This window comes from Rahnella sikkimica (genome assembly GCF_002951615.1).
Lineage (GTDB): Bacteria > Pseudomonadota > Gammaproteobacteria > Enterobacterales > Enterobacteriaceae > Rahnella > Rahnella sikkimica.
The window spans coordinates 184,596-203,338 of the sequence record NZ_CP019062.1; the positions used below are offsets into that span (position 1 = coordinate 184,596).

The 18,743-nt window shown below is 53.9% G+C and carries 16 protein-coding genes and 6 tRNA genes; 10 read left to right on the top strand and 12 right to left on the bottom strand.

The genetic code is table 11. The annotated features are described in order from the left end of the window. Positions 1–10: 10 nt before the first annotated feature. Positions 11–1,393 (top strand): ethanolamine ammonia-lyase subunit EutB, encoded by a 1,383-nt coding sequence (locus tag BV494_RS00850; RefSeq protein ID WP_104921137.1) that lies wholly within the window; start codon positions 11–13, stop codon positions 1,391–1,393. A gap of 11 nt (positions 1,394–1,404) precedes the next feature. Beyond that, complete coding sequence (eutC, locus tag BV494_RS00855; RefSeq protein WP_104921138.1) at positions 1,405–2,214, top strand: ethanolamine ammonia-lyase subunit EutC; 810 nt, start codon at positions 1,405–1,407, stop codon at positions 2,212–2,214. 69 nt (positions 2,215–2,283) lie between these two features. Here eutC and BV494_RS00860 read toward each other — a convergent pair. From BV494_RS00860 to BV494_RS00875, 4 genes are all read right to left on the bottom strand, one after another. Beyond that, positions 2,284–2,359, bottom strand: a tRNA-Lys gene (locus BV494_RS00860). Between the two features lie 7 nt (positions 2,360–2,366). Further along, positions 2,367–2,442 (bottom strand) — tRNA-Val (locus tag BV494_RS00865). A gap of 43 nt (positions 2,443–2,485) precedes the next feature. Further along, positions 2,486–2,561 (bottom strand) — tRNA-Val (locus tag BV494_RS00870). A 46-nt stretch (positions 2,562–2,607) separates the two neighbouring features. Beyond that, a tRNA-Val gene (locus BV494_RS00875) sits at positions 2,608–2,683 on the bottom strand. 263 nt (positions 2,684–2,946) lie between these two features. Here BV494_RS00875 and gltX point away from each other — a divergent pair. After that, a complete protein-coding gene (gene gltX / locus BV494_RS00880) occupies positions 2,947–4,368 on the top strand; it encodes a glutamate--tRNA ligase (protein WP_104921139.1) in 1,422 nt (473 codons plus the stop codon). Between the two features lie 73 nt (positions 4,369–4,441). Here the strand turns inward: gltX and BV494_RS00885 are convergent, their stop codons facing one another. Next, positions 4,442–5,233: a formate/nitrite transporter family protein gene (locus tag BV494_RS00885; RefSeq protein WP_104921140.1), complete on the bottom strand. Its 792-nt coding sequence runs from the start codon at positions 5,231–5,233 to the stop codon at positions 4,442–4,444. Between the two features lie 353 nt (positions 5,234–5,586). Between BV494_RS00885 and BV494_RS00895 the strand changes: the two genes are divergently transcribed. Both BV494_RS00895 and BV494_RS00900 read left to right on the top strand, forming a co-directional pair. Continuing rightward, positions 5,587–5,662 (top strand) — tRNA-Ala (locus tag BV494_RS00895). Positions 5,663–5,735: 73 nt separating this feature from the next. Next, positions 5,736–5,811, top strand: a tRNA-Ala gene (locus tag BV494_RS00900). 139 nt (positions 5,812–5,950) lie between these two features. Here the strand turns inward: BV494_RS00900 and BV494_RS00905 are convergent. Further along, entirely contained in the window at positions 5,951–7,138 is a 1,188-nt protein-coding gene (locus BV494_RS00905; RefSeq protein ID WP_013574449.1) for a NupC/NupG family nucleoside CNT transporter, read from the bottom strand. 416 nt (positions 7,139–7,554) lie between these two features. On the opposite strand from BV494_RS00905, the gene BV494_RS00915 reads away from it, so the two are divergent. Then, positions 7,555–8,784 carry an Nramp family divalent metal transporter gene (locus BV494_RS00915; protein ID WP_104921142.1) on the top strand — a complete coding sequence of 410 codons (1,230 nt, stop codon included), beginning with the start codon at positions 7,555–7,557 and terminating at the stop codon, positions 8,782–8,784. A 74-nt stretch (positions 8,785–8,858) separates the two neighbouring features. Here BV494_RS00915 and BV494_RS00920 read toward each other — a convergent pair whose 3' ends face one another. Both BV494_RS00920 and mgrA read right to left on the bottom strand, forming a co-directional pair. Then, positions 8,859–9,281 carry a DUF2502 domain-containing protein gene (locus BV494_RS00920; RefSeq protein ID WP_104921143.1) on the bottom strand — a complete coding sequence of 141 codons (423 nt, stop codon included), beginning with the start codon at positions 9,279–9,281 and terminating at the stop codon, positions 8,859–8,861. Positions 9,282–9,439: 158 nt separating this feature from the next. Further along, complete coding sequence (gene mgrA / locus BV494_RS00925) at positions 9,440–10,429, bottom strand: L-glyceraldehyde 3-phosphate reductase (RefSeq protein ID WP_104921144.1); 990 nt, start codon at positions 10,427–10,429, stop codon at positions 9,440–9,442. Between the two features lie 291 nt (positions 10,430–10,720). Here mgrA and BV494_RS00930 point away from each other — a divergent pair, with 291 nt between their 5' ends. Next, the gene (locus BV494_RS00930) at positions 10,721–12,379 is read left to right on the top strand and encodes an alpha-keto acid decarboxylase family protein (RefSeq protein WP_104921145.1); all 1,659 of its coding nucleotides are present in this window, start codon (positions 10,721–10,723) and stop codon (positions 12,377–12,379) included. Here the strand turns inward: BV494_RS00930 and BV494_RS00935 are convergent. Then, complete coding sequence (locus tag BV494_RS00935; protein WP_104921146.1) at positions 12,368–13,255, bottom strand: LysR family transcriptional regulator; 888 nt, start codon at positions 13,253–13,255, stop codon at positions 12,368–12,370. The two genes, BV494_RS00930 and BV494_RS00935, sit on opposite strands and share 12 nt — an antisense overlap. Positions 13,256–13,387: 132 nt before the next feature. Here BV494_RS00935 and BV494_RS00940 point away from each other — a divergent pair, with 132 nt between their 5' ends. Together BV494_RS00940 and BV494_RS00945 are read left to right on the top strand one after the other, a co-directional pair. Continuing rightward, positions 13,388–13,861, top strand: coding sequence for a multidrug/biocide efflux PACE transporter (locus BV494_RS00940; RefSeq protein WP_104921147.1), 474 nt, complete (start codon positions 13,388–13,390; stop codon positions 13,859–13,861). Between the two features lie 125 nt (positions 13,862–13,986). Further along, the gene (locus BV494_RS00945; protein ID WP_104921148.1) at positions 13,987–14,685 is read left to right on the top strand and encodes an aspartate/glutamate racemase family protein; all 699 of its coding nucleotides are present in this window, start codon (positions 13,987–13,989) and stop codon (positions 14,683–14,685) included. Here the strand turns inward: BV494_RS00945 and BV494_RS00950 are convergent. Continuing rightward, positions 14,682–15,944 (bottom strand): ion channel protein, encoded by a 1,263-nt coding sequence (locus BV494_RS00950; RefSeq protein ID WP_104921149.1) that lies wholly within the window; start codon positions 15,942–15,944, stop codon positions 14,682–14,684. The genes BV494_RS00945 and BV494_RS00950 overlap by 4 nt on opposite strands. A 317-nt stretch (positions 15,945–16,261) precedes the next feature. On the opposite strand from BV494_RS00950, the gene glk reads away from it, so the two are divergent. Further along, positions 16,262–17,227 (top strand): glucokinase, encoded by a 966-nt coding sequence (gene glk, locus BV494_RS00955; protein WP_104921150.1) that lies wholly within the window; start codon positions 16,262–16,264, stop codon positions 17,225–17,227. A 62-nt stretch (positions 17,228–17,289) separates the two neighbouring features. Here the strand turns inward: glk and uraH are convergent, their stop codons facing one another. Then, entirely contained in the window at positions 17,290–17,697 is a 408-nt protein-coding gene (uraH, locus tag BV494_RS00960; RefSeq protein WP_104921151.1) for a hydroxyisourate hydrolase, read from the bottom strand. Positions 17,698–17,938: 241 nt separating this feature from the next. Then, positions 17,939–18,688: a LytR/AlgR family response regulator transcription factor gene (locus BV494_RS00965; protein WP_104921152.1), complete on the bottom strand. Its 750-nt coding sequence runs from the start codon at positions 18,686–18,688 to the stop codon at positions 17,939–17,941. Between the last annotated feature and the right edge of the window lie 55 nt (positions 18,689–18,743).

The window sequence follows — 18,743 nt, forward strand, 5'->3', positions numbered from 1 at the left end:
AAGGAGTGCTATGTTTCAGACGACATTGAGCCATCGCCGCTATCAGTTTACGGATTTACGCGAGCTGATGGCGAAAGCGTCCCCCGCACGGTCGGGGGATTATCTGGCCGAAGTGGCGGCCGCCAGCGCGGAAGAGCGTATGGCGGCAAAAATGGCGCTGGCGGAGGTTCCGCTCAAGACGTTCCTGCAACAGCTGCTGGTGCCTTATGAGGAGGACGAAGTCACCCGGCTGATTGTTGATACACATGATGTCGCGGCGTTTGCCGCGATTTCCCATCTGACCGTGGGGGATTTTCGCGACTGGCTGCTCAGCGAAAAAACCGACAGCTTCACGCTGGCCGCGGTAGCAAGAGGCATTACGCCGGAAATGGCGGCGGCGGTCAGCAAGCTGATGCGTAATCAGGATCTGATTCTGGTCGCCAAAAAATGCCGGGTGATTACCCGGTTCCGCAACACGATTGGATTGCCGGGGCATATGAGCGTGCGGCTGCAACCCAATCATCCCACCGATAATTTGCAGGGCATTGCGGCCAGCATGCTCGACGGTCTGCTTTACGGTTCTGGCGACGCGGTGATTGGCATTAACCCTGCCAGTGACAGTTTGCCGTTGCTGGAAAATCTCAATTACATGCTCGATGACATCATTTCGCGGTTCGAGATCCCGACGCAATCCTGCGTACTGACGCACGTCACCAATACCATCAAGCTGGTCGAACGCGGTGCGCCGGTCGATCTGGTCTTTCAGTCGATCGCGGGAACCGAAGCGGCGAACAGCGGTTTCGGTATTAATCTGGCGCTGCTGGCGGAAGCGCAGCAGGCGGCGCTCAGTCTGAAACGCGGCACGCTGGGCGATAACGTCATGTATTTCGAAACCGGGCAGGGCAGTTGTCTGTCGGCGAATGCGCATTTCGGTGTGGATCAGCAAACCTGCGAAGCGCGTGCGTATGCCATCGCGCGCCATTTTTCGCCGCTGCTGATTAATACGGTGGTCGGCTTTATCGGGCCGGAATATCTATATGACGGTAAGCAAATTATCCGCGCCGGGCTGGAAGATCATTTCTGCGGGAAACTGCTGGGCGTGCCGCTCGGCTGCGACGTGTGTTACACCAACCACGCCGAGGCCGATCAGGACGATATGGATACGCTGCTGACGCTGCTGGGCACCGCCGGGCTGACGTTCCTGATTGGCGTGCCGGGCGCGGATGACATCATGCTGAATTATCAGAGCACCTCTTTCCACGACGCGCTGTACATCCGCGAATTGCTGGGGCTGAAACACGCGCCGGAATTTGCCGTCTGGCTGGAGAAAATGAAAATTATTGATCCGCAAGGTGCGTTGCAGGACACCCGCGCATCGCATCCGTTACTGCGCCAGTTGCCGCAACTTAACTGAGGCCCGCTGTGATGAACAAAGAAAAAGGGCAGGAACTCTCGCCGCTGGTGCATAACAACCCGTGGGAAACGCTGCGGCAGTTTACCGCGGCACGTATTGCACTGGGGCGCACGGGCTCAAGTTTGCCCACCGATGAACTGCTGCGCTTTGGTTTAGCGCATGCGCAGGCGCGTGATGCCGTACATCAGCCTTTTGACAGCCAGCAGCTGGAACCCGAACTCGAAGCGCTGGGGCTGCAAACGCTGACCGTCGCCAGTGCGGCGCCGGACAGGGCAACGTATCTCTGCCGGCCGGATCTGGGGCGCAAACTGTCGGAAAGCAGCCGTCAGGCATTGCAGGAAAGGACAGATGAACCGGCCGATATTGTGCTGGTGATCGCCGACGGTTTGTCGTCCAAGGCCGTGCATCGTCAGGCGGTGCCGCTTATCGCCGCACTGTTGCCGTATTTACAAACGCTTGAGCTGAAACTTGGGCCGGTGGTGCTGGCGCATCAGTCGCGCGTGGCGCTGGGTGATGATATTGCGCAGGCGATGAAAGCCAAGGCGGTAGCGATTCTGATTGGAGAACGCCCCGGTTTATCTTCACCGGACAGTCTGGGGATTTACATGACCTGGGGGCCGCACACCAAAAGGCTGGAATCTGAGCGCAATTGTATTTCAAACGTGCGTCCGGAAGGGCTGAACTACCCGCAGGCGGCATTTAAACTCGCCTGGTTGCTTGAACAATCGTTCCACCGCCAACTGTCCGGGGTGAATCTGAAAGATGAAAGCGATAATCCCGCGCTGCACAATAAAGTCGTGCCGATGTGTAAACTGGAATAGCGGGAGGGGAGAAAATAACTTCCGGATGACAGAAACGAAAAAAGCGCCTAAAGGCGCTTTTCTCTGAATTGGTGGGCCGTGCTGGATTCGAACCAGCGACCAATTGATTAAAAGTCAACTGCTCTACCAACTGAGCTAACGGCCCGCAGAAGTGGTGGGCGATGACGGGTTCGAACCGCCGACCCCCTCCGTGTAAAGGAGATGCTCTACCAACTGAGCTAATCGCCCACTTCTGGGTACTTCCCCACGTAAGAAGAAACTTGCTGAGAAATGGTGGGCGATGACGGGTTCGAACCGCCGACCCCCTCCGTGTAAAGGAGATGCTCTACCAACTGAGCTAATCGCCCATTTCTCAATTCTTCCTACTTATCACAACGCGGCACTCTTAAAGAGTGGTGGGCGATGACGGGTTCGAACCGCCGACCCCCTCCGTGTAAAGGAGATGCTCTACCAACTGAGCTAATCGCCCCCGTCGTGATGGAGTCGCATTATAGGGATACTTGAAATAACGTCAACGCTTTTTAAAAACAAAAATGATCGTTCGGCTTATTTTTAGTCAACCTGACGCGTTTCTCGCCCGCGTAGTCGATTCTTTACGCATTCATGGCTTTAAACAAGGTCACGGCCCCTGTATCAGCGTTGAGGAATCAGGGCAGAGTGGTAGAATGTCAGCCACTTTTTGTTAACTGATAGCGACGTTTTTCAGCGTTGCATTATTAAGGTTGCACCCGGATGAAAATCAAAACCCGTTTTGCCCCAAGCCCGACCGGCTATTTGCACGTCGGTGGCGCCCGTACCGCGCTCTATTCCTGGCTCTATGCCCGCAACCTTGGCGGTGAGTTTGTGCTGCGTATCGAAGACACCGATCTCGAACGTTCCACGCAGGAAGCGATCGACGCGATTATGGATGGCATGAACTGGCTGAATCTGGACTGGGATGAAGGCCCGTATTTCCAGACCAAACGCTTTGACCGTTACAACGCGGTCATTGATGAAATGCTGGAAAACGGCACGGCGTATAAATGCTATTGCTCTAAAGAGCGTCTGGAAACGCTGCGTGAGCACCAGATGGCCAATAACGAAAAGCCACGTTATGACGGTCGTTGCCGCGACAGTCACGAACATCACGCCGCGGATGAACCTTGCGTGGTGCGTTTCCGTAACCCGCAGGAAGGTTCTGTTATTTTTGACGACCAGATCCGCGGTCCGATCGAATTCAGCAACGACGAGCTTGATGACCTGATCATCCGCCGTACCGACGGTTCTCCGACGTATAACTTCTGCGTTGTGGTAGATGACTGGGATATGGAAATTACCCACGTCATCCGTGGTGAAGACCATATCAACAACACCCCGCGCCAGATCAACATCCTGAAAGCGCTGGGCGCACCGGTACCGGTTTACGCGCACGTTTCCATGATTCTGGGTGACGACGGCAAAAAACTGTCCAAACGTCATGGCGCGGTCGGCGTGATGCAATACCGCGATGACGGCTATCTGCCGGAAGCGCTGCTGAACTATCTGGTGCGTCTGGGCTGGTCCCATGGCGATCAGGAAATCTTCAGCCGTGACGAAATGAAAGCATTGTTCTCTCTGGAAAACGTCAGCAAATCTGCCAGTGCGTTCAATACTGAGAAACTGCAATGGCTGAACCATCACTACATCAACACGATGGATCCGCAATATGTTGCGACACACCTGCTGTGGCACGTTGAGCAGGCCGGTATCGAAACCCGTAACGGCCCGCAGCTGTTCGAAATCGTGACCTTGCTGGGCGAACGTTGTAAGACTCTGAAAGAAATGGCGGAGTCCTGCCGTTACTTCTACGAAGATTTCGCAGAGTTCGATGCCGATGCCGCGAAGAAACACCTGCGTCCTGTGGCACGTCAGCCGCTGGAAGTGGTTCGCGCGAAACTGGCTGCGATTACTGACTGGACGGCGGAAAACATTCACCATGCGATTCAGGGCACGGCGGATGAGCTGGAAGTCGGGATGGGTAAAGTCGGGATGCCACTGCGCGTTGCCGTGACCGGTGCCGGTCAGTCTCCGGGCGTTGACGTAACGGTTCACGCTATCGGCCAGAGCCGTGTGCTGGCGCGTATCGATATGGCGTTAGCCTTTATCGCTGAGCGTGAAACCCAGCAGCAGCAGTAAGTTTTCTGAATGAAAAAAAGCCAGCGCGGGAAACCGGCTGGCTTTTTTAATGCGTAAAAAACGTCAGAGCGAATTAACGTTGTTCAGTCGCCGGTGCTGCAACGGTCGGACGGTAGGCCAGGTAGTACATCAGACCCACGAAGCCCGCGCCGCCGACCGCGTTGCCGAGGAAAACGGCCGCGAAGTTCGGGAAGTACTGAGACCAGCTCAGTGCACCGGCAAAAATCGCCGCAGGCACGATGAACATGTTCGCGACGACGTGCTGGAAGCCGATAGCCACGAACGCCATCACCGGGAACCACATCCCGATCACTTTGCCGCCGACTTCTTTACTGGCGAAGGCCAGCCAGATCGCCAGACATACCAGCCAGTTGCAGCCGATACCGGAAATGAAAGCGTGCATAAAGTCTGCGTTCACTTTTGCGGTGGCGGTGGCAACGGTTTTGCTCAGGTACACGCCTTCGGTCAGACTGAGAACGTGACCGAAGAAATAGGCCACAGCCAGGCTGCCCAGCAGGTTAGCGAGAGTCACCCAGAACCAGTTACGCAATACAGCGTACAGGCTGATCTGACGCGCAAACCAGGCAATAGGTAAGGTCATCATGTTACCGGTCAGCAGTTCTCCCCCTGCTAACACGGTCAGAATGATCCCGACCGGGAATACGGCTGCGCCCAGCAGATTACTGAATGAACCCCAGGATGCAGGTAACGTCCCTATTACGTGCAGATCCAGCAGGAAACCGGTGGCGATGAATGCGCCAGCCAGGAAGCCCAAAATTAACAAATTCAACACGGAGGCGTGACTTTTATTTACGCCCGTAGTGACAGCGATGGATGCGATTTCTTTAGGTGAATACAAGGACATGAGATAGCTCGAATGGTGTAAGTTATGATTATTGCGCGGGCAGTCTATTCTGAGATTTCTCTCAAAACAAGACGATTTTAATAGTCTGCTAACATGTCATTAATCATCCGGACATAGATGTTAAGAAAATGCTTATGCAGATCAAAAAGCTAGTCGGAATGCGGGCTGGCGGGCAAATTGTAAAACAATGCATCCTGCGGGAAATTTCCGTAAGGGCAGGGTTTTTTTCCCTGTGAAATGCGAGATTTGGCGGCTTTTTCAGCGCTTGATTCCAGAAACGGATTTAGCCGTTGACAGGCCAGACTGCGTTTCATATTATGCGCCCCGTTCACCCGTTTTTACGGGCATGAATTGGGGGTATAGCTCAGCTGGGAGAGCGCTTGCATGGCATGCAAGAGGTCAGCGGTTCGATCCCGCTTATCTCCACCAACTTTCTTACCAGAGTCAGTTGGTCAGTTCCTCAAAAGGGAACACAAGAAGTACAATGTGGACGACCTCGTGTGGGGGTATAGCTCAGCTGGGAGAGCGCTTGCATGGCATGCAAGAGGTCAGCGGTTCGATCCCGCTTATCTCCACCAAATATTAAAGAAACCCGCTTCGGCGGGTTTTTTGCTTTCTGTCCTGTCCCTTTTCTGTCCTATCCCTTTTCGTTCCCTGAATTACAGGCATGAAAAAAGGCGCCGGAGCGCCTTTCTTTGTCGTTCTGTTGCTGCTTGCTTACGCCAGTACCAGACCCGCGATAGAAGCTGACAACACGCTGACCAGCGTTGAGCCGTACAGCAGTTTCAGGCCGAAGCGTGAAACCACGTTGCCCTGGTGTTCGTTCAGGCCTTTGATAGCGCCGGCAACGATACCGATAGACGAGAAGTTCGCGAAAGACACCAGGAACACGGACAAGATGCCCACGCCGCGTGGTGACAGTTCGGTCGCTACTTTTTGCAGATCCAGCATCGCAACAAATTCATTGGAAACCAGTTTGGTTGCCATGATGCTGCCGACCTGCAAGGCTTCGTGGCTTGGCACGCCCATCATCCATGCGAATGGATAGAAGACATAACCCAGCACGCCCTGGAAGGTGATACCGAATACCACATCAAACAGCGCATTCAGGCAGGAAATCAGTGCGATGAAACCAATCAACATGGCGGCAACGATGATGGCAACTTTGAAACCAGCCAGGATGTATTCACCCAACATTTCAAAGAAGCTCTGACCCTGGTGCGTGTTACCGATTTGCAGGTCTTCTTCTGAATCAACTTTATAAGGGTTGATTAACGACAGTACGATGAAGGTACTGAACATGTTGAGCACCAGCGCAGCAACAACGAAGCGCGGTTCCAGCATGGTCATGTACGCACCCACAATCGACATAGAAACCGTCGACATCGCTGTGGCTGCCATGGTGTACATACGTTTTTCAGACATTTTGCTCAGAATATCTTTATACGCGATAAAGTTTTCTGACTGACCCAAAATCAGGGAGCTGATGGCGTTGAAAGATTCCAGTTTCCCCATGCCATTAATTTTCGACAAGACCGTACCGATGATACGGATGACGAAAGGCAGGACACGAATGTGTTGTAAAATACCGATCAGTGCGGAAATAAACACGATCGGACACAAGACTTTCAAGAAGAAGAACGCTAATCCTTTATCGCTCATGCCTCCAAATACGAAGCCGGTCCCTTCCGCAGCGAATCCTAATAATTTCTCAAACAAGTCTGAGAAGCCTTTCACAAAACCTAAACCGACAGAAGAGTTCAGGAAGAAATAGGCTAATAAGACTTCGATGACCAACAGCTGAACAATGAAACGCAAACGGATATTCTTCCGGTCACGGCTCACCAGTAAAGCCAGTGCAGCGACAACGGCCAACGCTAATACAAAGTGCAATATTCGGGACATGGGTGCTCCAAATTAGAGGCAGGCTATATTTCGACGGACATTCTATGTAACGCGTACATTTAAAACGTGAAGTCGCTTGCAAATATAGAAATTACAGACACGAATTGCAACAAATCGAGGCCTATCACACAAAATATCAAGATGTTAATAAAACTAAGCACAATTAGCATTCTTGTGCTAGTTTTATCATGTGCCGTAATGCGTTCCGAATCTGGCCAGTTAATGTCTGTTTTAGGAAAATGCGTTCTGCCAGGCTTTCTGAAAGCCGACAGGATGATTAACCACTCAGTGATCACTTTGCCGCTTACGCTATTGCCTATCAGAGAAATTACTCCGATCATTCTACATGCACTTGATAATCATTATCAATTAGATATGATTGATGTAAGCGTAACAATTGTAAGGGTTAACTGAATATGCTGAACAGCCGGGCCGAATCTACAGGCCGCGCAGCCAGAAAGATGAAGCTTTCACTGATGGGGCCGGCGTTTATTGCCGCCATCGGTTACATCGATCCGGGCAACTTTGCGACTAACATTCAGGCCGGTGCGTCTTATGGCTACCAGTTGCTGTGGGTGGTGGTCTGGGCCAACGTCATGGCGATGTTGATCCAGTTATTGTCCGCCAAACTGGGTATCGCCACCGGTAAAAACCTCGCCGAACACATCCGTGACCGTTTCCCTCGTCCAGCTGTCTGGGCGTACTGGGTGCAGGCGGAAATCATCGCGATGGCGACCGATCTCGCTGAATTCATCGGTGCGGCGATTGGTTTCAAATTGCTTCTCGGGGTATCGCTGCTTCAGGGCGCGGTGCTCACCGGGATTGCCACCTTTATTATCCTCGGGTTACAAAAGCGCGGACAAAAACCGCTGGAGCTGGTCATCGCCGGTTTACTGCTGTTTGTTGCTGGCGCTTATATCGCGGAGTTGTTCTTCTCTCAGCCAAGCATCGTGGCGCTGGGCAAAGGTATGCTGATCCCTGCGCTGCCGACCAGTGATTCCGTCTATCTGGCCGCCGGTGTGCTGGGTGCGACCATCATGCCGCACGTCATTTACCTTCACTCCTCGCTGACTCAGCGGGCAGGGAAAGCCTCGAAAGAACAGCGCTATTCCGCGACAAAGCTCGATGTGGGTATCGCGATGACCATCGCCGGTTTCGTCAATCTGGCGATGATGGCGACGGCTGCCGCTGCGTTCCATTTCAGCGGACACAGCGGGATCAGCGAACTCGACGAAGCCTATCTGACGCTGCAACCGCTGCTCGGCCACGCTGCCGCGACAATATTCGGCCTGAGCCTCGTGGCTGCCGGTTTATCTTCCACGGTGGTCGGCACGTTAGCCGGGCAGGTGGTGATGCAGGGCTTTGTGAAATTCTATATTCCGCTGTGGGTGCGCCGTACCGTGACCATGATGCCGTCTTTTATCGTGATTCTGATGGGGCTGGATGCCACGCGGATTCTGGTGATGAGTCAGGTGCTGCTGAGTTTCGGGATCGCGCTGGCGCTGTTGCCGCTGCTGGCATTTACCGGCAACCGCAGCCTGATGGGCGAAATGGTGAACACCAAAACCGTGCAGTGGGCGGGGCGGATCATCGTGCTGATTGTCGTCAGCCTCAATTTCTATCTGCTGATCGGTATGCTGAAATAGTTTCCTGCTAAAATCAGGCCATAAAAAACGGGACAGTTTGCGCTGTCCCGTTTTCGTTTCCGGCATTCACTGAATCAGTGATGACGGTCGTCACCCCGGTCATGCCCGCGTCCGCGATCATATCCGTGACCTCTGTCCGGACCACGCCCGTGGTCATAATGCGGACGTCCGTGGTCGCCATGATAATAGCGCGGCGGCGGTGGCATCGGGCGACGTGGCGGATGGCGTTGCTGCCACCAGCCCTGATCGCGCCAGCGATAACCGTCCCAGTAATCCCCGCGCGGGCCACGGTGACCATAATTATGGCCGCGGTAACTGTTCCACCAGCTCGGATTGCGCCAGTCGTATCCGTCCCAGTAATAACCCCGGCGGTCACGCTCGCCAATACTGATGGAAAGTCCCGGCGTATTGAGGCTAAAGCTGCTGGCCTGCACAGCTGGCGCGGCGGCAGGAAGCAAAGCGAACAGTAATGTTCCGAAAAGTATTGGCTTAATCATAGACGGCCCCAGATTCCTTATAATTTATGCTGACAGTTATAAGGGGAAGAGGGGCCGGGTTCTATTGCTTACAATCCTGTTTTGATTGATTTACCTGCTTTAACGAAATCCTTACGGTAGCGCCATAAAGCGCGTTTATTAAGCAGATGGGTAACCGTTTACACTAAGATCGCTTCGATCGCCGCCAGCTCTTCAGAGCTGAAATGACGGTTAGCAATCATGCCGACCGCATCATCAATTTGCCCGGTTTTGCTGGCACCAATCAGCACCGACGTCACGCGATCGCCGCGCAGCACCCAGGCCAGCGCCATCTGGGAAAGCTTCTGTCCGCGCGCCTGCGCAATGTCATTCAGCTTACGCACTTTCGCCAGCTTCTCTTCCGTCAGTTGATCAGACGTCAGGAATTTACTGCCGCTGGCCGCACGTGAATCTTCAGGAATGCCTGCCAGATAACGGTCCGTCAGCACACCGCCCGCCAGTGGCGAAAAGGCGATAGAACCGACACCGTTGTCCGCCAGCGTATCGAGTAAATCTGCTTCCACCCAACGTTCAAACATCGAGTATTTCGGCTGATGAATCAGGCACGGCGTGCCGAGCTGTTTGAGGATCACAAACGCTTCTTTGGCGCGTTCTGCCGGATAATTGGATAAGCCGACGTACAGCGCTTTGCCCTGGCGCACGATCAGGTCCAGCGCCGCCATGGTTTCTTCCAGCGGCGTGTCCGGATCCGGGCGGTGATGGTAGAAGATATCCACGTAATCCAGCCCCATGCGTTTCAGGCTCTGATTCAGGCTCGCGACCAGATACTTTTTCGAACCCCAGTCACCGTAAGGGCCGTCCCACATGGTGTAACCGGCTTTCGAAGAGATGATCAGCTCGTCGCGATACGGCAGCAAATCTTCCTGCAAAATGCGGCCAAAATGCTGTTCGGCAGAACCCGGAGGCGGACCGTAGTTATTGGCGAGGTCAAAATGGGTGATCCCGTGGTCGAACGCATGGCGGATAAGCTTCCGGCCATTTTCAAAATGGGCGTTATCCCCAAAGTTATGCCAGAGGCCAAGGGAAACAGCAGGCAGTTTTAGCCCGCTCTGACCACAGCGGCGGTATTCCATCTTTTCGTAACGGTTGGGACTCGCTAAATACGGCATAGAGACCTTTTTTTTAAATGGTATGAATCATGTAGGAATGAGGTAAAAAACCTTTTTAGTGTATGCGCTTTCACAAGCATTTCCAGATATTCAGATCACATCCGGAACAATCCTTATTTCCTCTCTATTACCGTAACTGCTGAGCAATAACGCCTGCGTGATCTCAGTGCAAGGCTGTAACTCTGCGTTTCCACATTCTATTTCGAATAATAAATATCCTATTCCCCGGTTTGGCGTAATAATTAGGCTAGTGGGATTAACTGTTTACTTTATTTTTAACAGAGGATCGTCATGGATAATCAATATACCGTAGGTGACTATCTCTTAGACCGCTTATCGTTTAGCGGGATCTCCGAATTGTTTGGTGTGCCGGGGGATTACAACCTCACCTTTCTCGACAGCGTAATTAATCATCAGCAAATCACCTGGGTCGGCTGTACCAATGAACTTAACGCCGCGTATGGCGCAGACGGATATGCCCGTACCAAAGGCATCGGCGCGCTGCTGACCACGTTTGGCGTGGGCGAACTGAGCGCACTCAACGGTATTGCGGGCAGTTTTGCCGAATACGTTCCGGTGATCCACATCGTCGGCGCGCCGGCGCTGGCCTCACAGTGTAAAGGCGAATTACTGCACCACACGCTGGGCGACGGCAATTTCGGCCACTTCATGCGGATGTCGCAACCGGTGAGCGTCGCGCAAGCTGCGCTGACGCCGGAAAATGCGCTGTCTGAAATCGACCGCGTCATTGAAGAAGTCCTCTATCATTCGCGGCCGGGCTATATTTTGCTGCCAAGCGACGTGGCGGCGTTGCCGGTCAGCACCCGTGCCCATGCGCTCCCGGCGCGTCAGCCGCCATTCTCGCCTTCTTCTCTGGACGCTTTTGTCGCCGCCGCAGAAACTCAATTGCGCGGTGCAAAACGCGTTTCGCTGCTGGCGGATTTCCTCGCCGACCGTTTTGACGTCAAAGCCGCGCTGGAAGAGTGGATGGAAGAAGTGCCGCTGCCGCACGCCACCTTGCTGATGGGCAAAGGACTGTTTAACGAGCAGCAAACGAATTTCGCCGGTACCTATTCCGGCGCAGGCAGCGCGGCGTCAACCCGTGAGGCCATTGAAGGCGCGGATGTGGTGATTAACGTCGGGGTCAAATTCACCGACACGATCACCGCCGGATTTACCCAGCAACTTCCCGACGGCAAATGCATTGATCTCCAGCCCTTTTCCGCCCGCGTGGGCGATCAGATTTTCCACCAGTTGCCGGTGGCTAAAACCGTCAGCGTCCTGCATCGCCTGACTGCTGAACTGGCTTCCGGCTGGCAATCTTACACGGTAAAACGCACGGCGCTGCCTGCCGCGCATGAAGGACATTTCGGGCAATACGAATTCTGGCAGCAGATACAGGATTTCCTGCAACCGGGCGATATTCTGGTCGCGGAGCAGGGAACTGCGTGTTTCGGCGCGGCGGCGCTGAACCTTCCGGAAGATTGCCAGTTTGTCGTCCAGCCGCTGTGGGGTTCGATTGGTTTTACGCTGCCCGCCGCGTTTGGCGTGCAGATCGCGGCTCCCGCGCGCCGTGTGGTGCTGCTCATCGGCGACGGCTCGGCACAACTGACCCTTCAGGGGCTGGGCGCGGCGATCCGTTACGGCCTGCCGCCGGTGATTTTCGTCATTAACAATGACGGCTATACCGTTGAACGGGCGATCCACGGCGAAACGCAGCGCTACAACGACATCGCGCAGTGGAACTGGACGCAGTTCCCGTCGGCGTTTGGCGGCAAAGATGTTTTCACCGCGCGGGCCGATTCTCCGCAGGCTCTGAAAGAGGCGATAGAAAAAGCCAGCGCACATCGCCAGATGGCCTGGATTGAAGTGGTTCTGCCGAAAATGGATATCCCCGAACTGTTAAGCTCAGTGACGAAATCGCTGGCGAAACGTAACTCAGGGCAATAAATCGTCGTCCGTCTCCGGCGGGTCAATCAGCTGGTCGATGAACCAGCTTCCCGCCGGGCCGGGCTGATTATTTTTACTCCACACCGCATCCACGGAAATCTTCTTCGGCCAGCCGCGCAACGGCAGCGTCACCAGTTTGTCATGCCCGAACTGCTTCACCAGCCAGTGCGGCAGCGTCGCCCAGCCAAACCCCTGTTCCGCCATTTCCAGCAGCATCAGATAACTGGGCGCTGACCACACCTGGCCCTGTGCGCGCGGCATATCGCGGCGGCTGTAAGGCTGCAAACACAGTTCGCGAAACGTATGTAGCTGCTCGGGTTGCAGACTCTCCATCTTCGCCAGCGGATACTCCCGGCTGCAAAAAATCGACATATCCGTCTGCTCGGGCAGACGCGCCGCGCCAATATCCGGCGGATAACTCGCCTGCACTTCCACCATCCCGATATGCGCGCGCCCGGACTGCAACAGCTCAATCACGTCCTGATCTTCGGCAATCTGACATTCAAATTCGATATCCGGATAACGTCGCTCAAACCGGCGCAGCAGCGCTTCATGGTGCGTCGGCTGATAGGTATCGGAAAGCACAAACGTCAGGCGGGTTTCAGTCTGCGTGGATAACCGCACGGCCAGCTCATCAAGGCGCTCACTGGCGGCCAGAATGGCCTGAACGTGGCTCAGCACGCGCTGCCCGGCAGGTGTCAGCACCGGGTGGCGGCTCTGGCGGTCGAACAGCGTCACGCCAAGATCCACTTCCAGATTGGCGATGGCCGTGCTGACCGTCGACTGGCTTTTTCGCAATTTACGCGCGGCGGCGGAGAAAGATCCGGCATCGGCCGCCTCCACAAAGGCAATCAGGGCTTCCGGTGAATAGCGCATGGAACCTCTCCTGTGAGTTTAATCCATCGATTTTATCGATATTAACTATCTTTCATCCATCTTATTTAGTGATGATAATGCCTGCCTGTGACAACCGTCACGCATTAATTATCAGGTAACAGGCAGGTCTTTATGTCTAAGCAAACACGCAATTCATCTCAGAAAACATTGGGCGAGCGCATCTTCCATGCCGTCGGCTTCGAGACGCTGGCCGTCCTGATCTCCGCCCCGGCAGCCGCATGGGCGCTGAATAAACCGATCTGGGAAATGGGCGCGCTGGCGATCATGTTGTCGACGACAGCAATGGTGTGGAACATTATTTACAACACCTTCTTCGACAAATTCTGGCCGGTGACCCGCGTGGTGCGGACGCTGAAAATCCGTATTGCACACGCACTGGGGTTTGAAGGCGGGTTCATTCTGATTGGTCTGCCGATTGCCGCGCTGTGGCTGGGTATTGGCCTGCTCGATGCGTTCATGCTGGAAATCGGGTTCTTCCTGTTCTTCCTGCCGTACACCGTGGCTTATAACTGGCTGTACGACACGCTGCGCCAGCGCTGGATGCAGCGCCGCGAAACGGTTCAGGATTGCCCGGCTAAACATTAATTCCCGCAGGCTATCGCCCGAAAAAAGCCCGCAGACATTTTCTTTGTTTGCGGGCTTTTTGTCGGTTATGGTTTTGTCACGCGGGCTGTTTTCGCCAAAAATACGCAGACAAATGGGAAGCAGAAATGAAAACGTTAGGGCTGATTGGCGGCATGAGCTGGGAATCCACTGTGCCGTATTACCGCATGATCAACGAACACGTGAAACAACAGTTGGGCGGATTACACTCGGCCAAACTGTTCCTTTACAGCGTCGATTTCTACGAGATTGAAAAGCTGCAAATGGCCGGTGACTGGCAGCAGGCGGGCGAACTCCTGGGGAATGCGGCCAAATCGCTGGCGCGCGCCGGGGCGGACGTCATCGTGGTTTGCACGAATACGATGCACAAAGTGGCCGCAGATATTGAACGTATTGGCGGTCTGCCGTTGCTGCACATTGCCGACGCCACTGCCGGAAAAATCAAAGCGCAGGGGCTGAGGAAAATTGGCCTGCTGGGTACGCGTTTCACCATGGAACAGGATTTTTACCGCGGGCGTTTACAGGAACTGCATCAGATTGATGTCGTGACGCCGGATGCCGGTGACCGCGAAATCATCCATCGCGTCATTTACGAAGAGCTCTGTCTGGGGATTATCCGGGACGAATCACGCGGAGAATACCGGCGGATTATTGCCAGCCTGGAACAGCAGGGCGTGGAAGGGATTATTTTCGGTTGTACCGAAATCACCCTGCTGGTCGGCGCTGAAGATGCGGGCGTTCCCGTTTTCGATACCACCGCCATTCACGCGCTGGCAGCGGCCGGGTTCGCCCTGAAAGGCCATTAATCGGCGTCAGGATCCTGACGGCGTACTGACTGTTTCGCCACCAGCATCAGCGGTTTACCGGCCAGCATCAGCCAGGCCGGTAACATCACGATACACAGCAGCGGCAGCAATTTAAGCCCCGGCACCACGGCAGCCGCCATAAACAGACTGAGCCAGCCATCGCGCGTGACCACCAACACCATGCCCATTACGGCGCAGGAAACGGTGATCGCCGCAGGTACATCCGGGGCGTACTGATGCAGCATCAGGCCCAGCGAAACCCCGACAAACACCGCCGGGAAAATACGTCCGCCACGAAAACCGCACGCCGCCGCGACCACTAAGGCCGCCAGCTTGGTGAGCGTAATCGCCAGCAGCGGCCCCATCTCAAACAGCTGATTCGAATGGGCCAGTTCTTTCATCTCATCCAGCCCTTTGAACAGCGTGATCTCCCCGCCAATCAGCGCCAGCAGCCCGAGCACAAACCCGCCGAGACCCAGCCGCAGCACCGGATTCTGAACGCTGTTAAACAGCCTGTGCATATGCGGGAAAAGCCAGACGGCGAGCATCCCCAGCGCAATGGCGATTAACACCACCACGGAACCGCTGAAAACATCAATCAGCCGCGAACTGTCATACGCCGGAATACTCAGCGAAAAATCGGGCTGGAAAAACTGATCGGTGGTGATTGCGCCTGCACCTGCGGCGAGCAGCGGTGCGAAAAGCCGGTCCCACAGCGGCACATCTTTATTGGTGCCCAGCGTTTGCGAGAAAATCAGCGCAGCGGCAATCGGCGTACCAAACAACGCGCCGATGGTTCCGGCAGCGGCCAGAATGACCCAGTCGGTGGTCGGTACTTTCGGCATAAACCGCGCGCCAAACGCGGCGGCCAGCGCAATGTTAATCACGGTAATCGGATATTCCGGGCCGAGACTGACGCCACCGGCCAGCCCGAGCATCAGGGCCAGCGCCAGACCGGTCAGTGAACTGATTGCCACGGGCGCGCCAATCAGCGATTCGGTTGCCGGATCCGGCCCCGCGTGGCCCGGCATATATTTGATTAATGCGCCCACGCCGATGCCGGTGAGCGTCAGCATAAACATCGTCCAGCCTGCAGATTGGGTATTTACATTTAAAACGGCGGGAATGTTTTGCCAAAGCAACGTTTGCAACGCACCGGCAAGCATCATGATGACGACCAGAATCAGGCTCGACAGCACGCCGATCACGATCGCGGGCAACGCAAAAGCCAGCATGAGTCTGGCGCGGGGATGAAACATGCAAGTATTTCCTTATTTTATAATTTTGTATGCCCTAATAGCTTAGATGAATCTCAGCAAGGTCTGTTTACCGGCAGTCGACATTATTTTGTGTGACATGCCGCATAAATGTGCGTTGGTTCAAAACTGCGTTGCAGCGTATAGCAATTACCGCTATTTTGCCCACACGAATCTGTAAGCTTTGCCCGCTGGCAGGCTTGCGCCGGTCGCGTCAAGGGATGTGCAACTTACCTCAGCGCGTCTGGCAGCGTACTCTTTAGCACAGCAGCTTTTGCGCGGGTGCGCAGCATAACGAATTTACTTTTGTGGAGAATAACATGACCAAATACTCCCTGGTGGGCGATGTCGGGGGCACCAACTGCCGCCTGGCGCTTTGCGCTTTAGACAGCGGTGAGATTTCTCAGTCGAAGACGTTTTCCGGGCTGGAATATGACAGCCTCGAAGCCACGGTTCGTGAATATCTCTCGCAGCAGCAACAGGAAGTTGAGGATGCATGTATCGCGATTGCCTGCCCGATTACCGGCGACTGGGTGGCGATGACCAACCACACCTGGGCCTTCTCCATTGCGGAAATGAAGAAAAGCCTCGGGCTGAAACATCTGGAAGTGATCAACGATTTTACCGCCGTTTCTATGGCAATCCCGATGCTCAAGGAAGCGGATTTGCTACAGTTTGGCGGCAAAAAAGCGCAGGACGGCAAACCGGCGGTGATTTACGGCGCGGGCACCGGTCTGGGTGTGGCACATCTGATCCACGCCAACAAACAGTGGATGAGTTTGCCGGGCGAGGGCGGTCACGTTGATTTCGCACCAAACAGCGAAGAAGAAGACATTATTCTGGAACAGCTGCGCACCGAAATGGGCCACGTTTCTGCGGAGCGTATTCTGTCTGGGCCGGGGCTGGTGAATCTGTACCGCGCCATTGTGAAATCCGATAACCGCGTGCCGGAAAACTTCAAACCTAAAGATGTCACCGAGCTGGCGCTGTCAGACGAAAACGTCGACTGCCGCCGCGCACTGTCATTGTTCTGCGTCATCATGGGCCGTTTTGGCGGCAATCTGGCGCTGAACATGGGCACGTTTGGCGGGGTGTATATCGCGGGCGGGATTGTGCCGCGCTTCCTGGAATTCTTCAAAGCCTCCGGTTTCCGTGCGGCGTTTGAAGACAAAGGGCGTTTCAAAGATTATCTGATGGATATTCCGGTGTTCCTGATCACCCACGATCAGCCGGGATTGTTAGGCGCGGGAGCTTATCTGCGCCAGTCAATTGGTATAACGATCTAAGGCGATCCTGCCTCTTCCCTGTAAAGGGGAGAGGCAGGACAGTCATTATTTCTTTTCTGTTATTAATTTCCGCGATAAGTCGAGAAACCGTAAGGACTGACAAGCAGAGGAATGTGATAGTGCGGCACTGAGCCATCTGCTTTAAAAATAACGGGGATCTCCGGGAAAAAAGAAGCGGTATGATGCTTTTCAAACCATTCTCCGGTTTTAAACGTCACCCTGTAATTGCCTTTTTCCATCACGTTTTCATTGGGATACAGTGCAGGAATTCTTCCCTGATCATTGGTCACCCCACTGCTTAACTGCACCCATTTGTTACCTTCTTGCTTCTCGAGCGATACGCTTACGCCCTCTGATGGCAGGCCGTTTTGCAGGTTTAAAACGTGGACGCTGAGAGGATTTGCTGCAAAGGCAGATATCAGACACAGAGCATTGATAATACCGGCGAGTAATAATTTCTTTTTAAACATATGTTCGTCCTTTTGAACTCAATGTTATTTGTTAATAACGCAGAATATTTTGCAGAGTTATATTTTTGGTTTTTCCTCATCACAGACAAGAGAAAGAACGGAATATCCTCTGCCTTGACGAAACAAAGTCTACTGATGACTGACTAACCCGGAGATGACGCGTTGATGACATTTTTGTAATAATTCAGATTCAGGGAGTAAAAGAGCACTTCCGCCGCCTCAAAAATGCTCCCGCCCTGCATCAGAATCGCATTAACTGCCTGAATTCCTTCACCTTGCTCCGGCTTACCGGCACTTCGAAATCCAAATCGCTTAACCGCAAAATGTAGGTATTGTTAAACCACGGCACAATCTCGCGGATCTTGGACAAATTCACGCAATACGAACGGTGGCAGCGGAAAAAATGCTCCTCCGGCAGGCGGTTGCACAGTTCGGTGATATTCATCGGCATGGTGAATTCTTCTTTGCGGGTATAAACCTGCGTCACCTTTTCCTGCGCCGCTGCGTAATAAATATCGTTAATGTCCGTCACGATAATTCGCTCATCTTTAATGAGATTAATGCTGTGGCTGACGCGCGGCGCATTATTAGGGGCGGGCGCGGCGGCTTCCTGCTTATTCTGGCTGTCACGCTGAAAATGCGATTCGAGTTTTTGCAGCATCGTGATGAGTCGGGATTCGTGATACGGCTTGAGAATGTAGTCAAATGCTTCGATTTCAAAAGCTTCTGCGGCGTGTTCTTTGTAGGCGGTGATAAACACAATGTAGGGTTTATGTGCGAACTTACTGATATTTTGCGCCAGCAAAACGCCGTCGAGTGAAGGAATGCTGATATCGAGAAAAATTGCATCGACTTCATGGGTTTGCAGATATTTCAGCACGTCCAGCCCATCATCGAATATCCCTTCAATTTTGATGCTGCTGTGCGTGTTAATCAGATAACTCAGTTCTTCCTGAGCCGGTACTTCATCTTCGACGATAATGGCTTTCATGGAATGATCCCCGATGCGTTCGCCCGAATCGCGGGCGGCAGGTTAAATGCTTCAA

What these genes read in the sequence shown, in the direction of transcription:
- BV494_RS00950 (WP_104921149.1), bottom strand. Translation starts at nt 15,944, where the DNA reads ATGTTTCATCCCCGCGCCAGACTCATGCTGGCTTTTGCGTTGCCCGCG.
- BV494_RS00945 (WP_104921148.1), top strand. Translation starts at nt 13,987, where the DNA reads ATGAAAACGTTAGGGCTGATTGGCGGCATGAGCTGGGAATCCACTGTG.
- BV494_RS00935 (WP_104921146.1), bottom strand. Translation starts at nt 13,255, where the DNA reads ATGCGCTATTCACCGGAAGCCCTGATTGCCTTTGTGGAGGCGGCCGAT.
- BV494_RS00920 (WP_104921143.1), bottom strand. Translation starts at nt 9,281, where the DNA reads ATGATTAAGCCAATACTTTTCGGAACATTACTGTTCGCTTTGCTTCCT.
- BV494_RS00850 (WP_104921137.1), top strand. Translation starts at nt 11, where the DNA reads ATGTTTCAGACGACATTGAGCCATCGCCGCTATCAGTTTACGGATTTA.
- eutC (WP_104921138.1), top strand. Translation starts at nt 1,405, where the DNA reads ATGAACAAAGAAAAAGGGCAGGAACTCTCGCCGCTGGTGCATAACAAC.
- BV494_RS00940 (WP_104921147.1), top strand. Translation starts at nt 13,388, where the DNA reads ATGTCTAAGCAAACACGCAATTCATCTCAGAAAACATTGGGCGAGCGC.
- BV494_RS00930 (WP_104921145.1), top strand. Translation starts at nt 10,721, where the DNA reads ATGGATAATCAATATACCGTAGGTGACTATCTCTTAGACCGCTTATCG.
- gltX (WP_104921139.1), top strand. Translation starts at nt 2,947, where the DNA reads ATGAAAATCAAAACCCGTTTTGCCCCAAGCCCGACCGGCTATTTGCAC.
- mgrA (WP_104921144.1), bottom strand. Translation starts at nt 10,429, where the DNA reads ATGCCGTATTTAGCGAGTCCCAACCGTTACGAAAAGATGGAATACCGC.
- BV494_RS00915 (WP_104921142.1), top strand. Translation starts at nt 7,555, where the DNA reads ATGCTGAACAGCCGGGCCGAATCTACAGGCCGCGCAGCCAGAAAGATG.
- uraH (WP_104921151.1), bottom strand. Translation starts at nt 17,697, where the DNA reads ATGTTTAAAAAGAAATTATTACTCGCCGGTATTATCAATGCTCTGTGT.
- glk (WP_104921150.1), top strand. Translation starts at nt 16,262, where the DNA reads ATGACCAAATACTCCCTGGTGGGCGATGTCGGGGGCACCAACTGCCGC.
- BV494_RS00885 (WP_104921140.1), bottom strand. Translation starts at nt 5,233, where the DNA reads ATGTCCTTGTATTCACCTAAAGAAATCGCATCCATCGCTGTCACTACG.
- BV494_RS00965 (WP_104921152.1), bottom strand. Translation starts at nt 18,688, where the DNA reads ATGAAAGCCATTATCGTCGAAGATGAAGTACCGGCTCAGGAAGAACTG.
- BV494_RS00905 (WP_013574449.1), bottom strand. Translation starts at nt 7,138, where the DNA reads ATGTCCCGAATATTGCACTTTGTATTAGCGTTGGCCGTTGTCGCTGCA.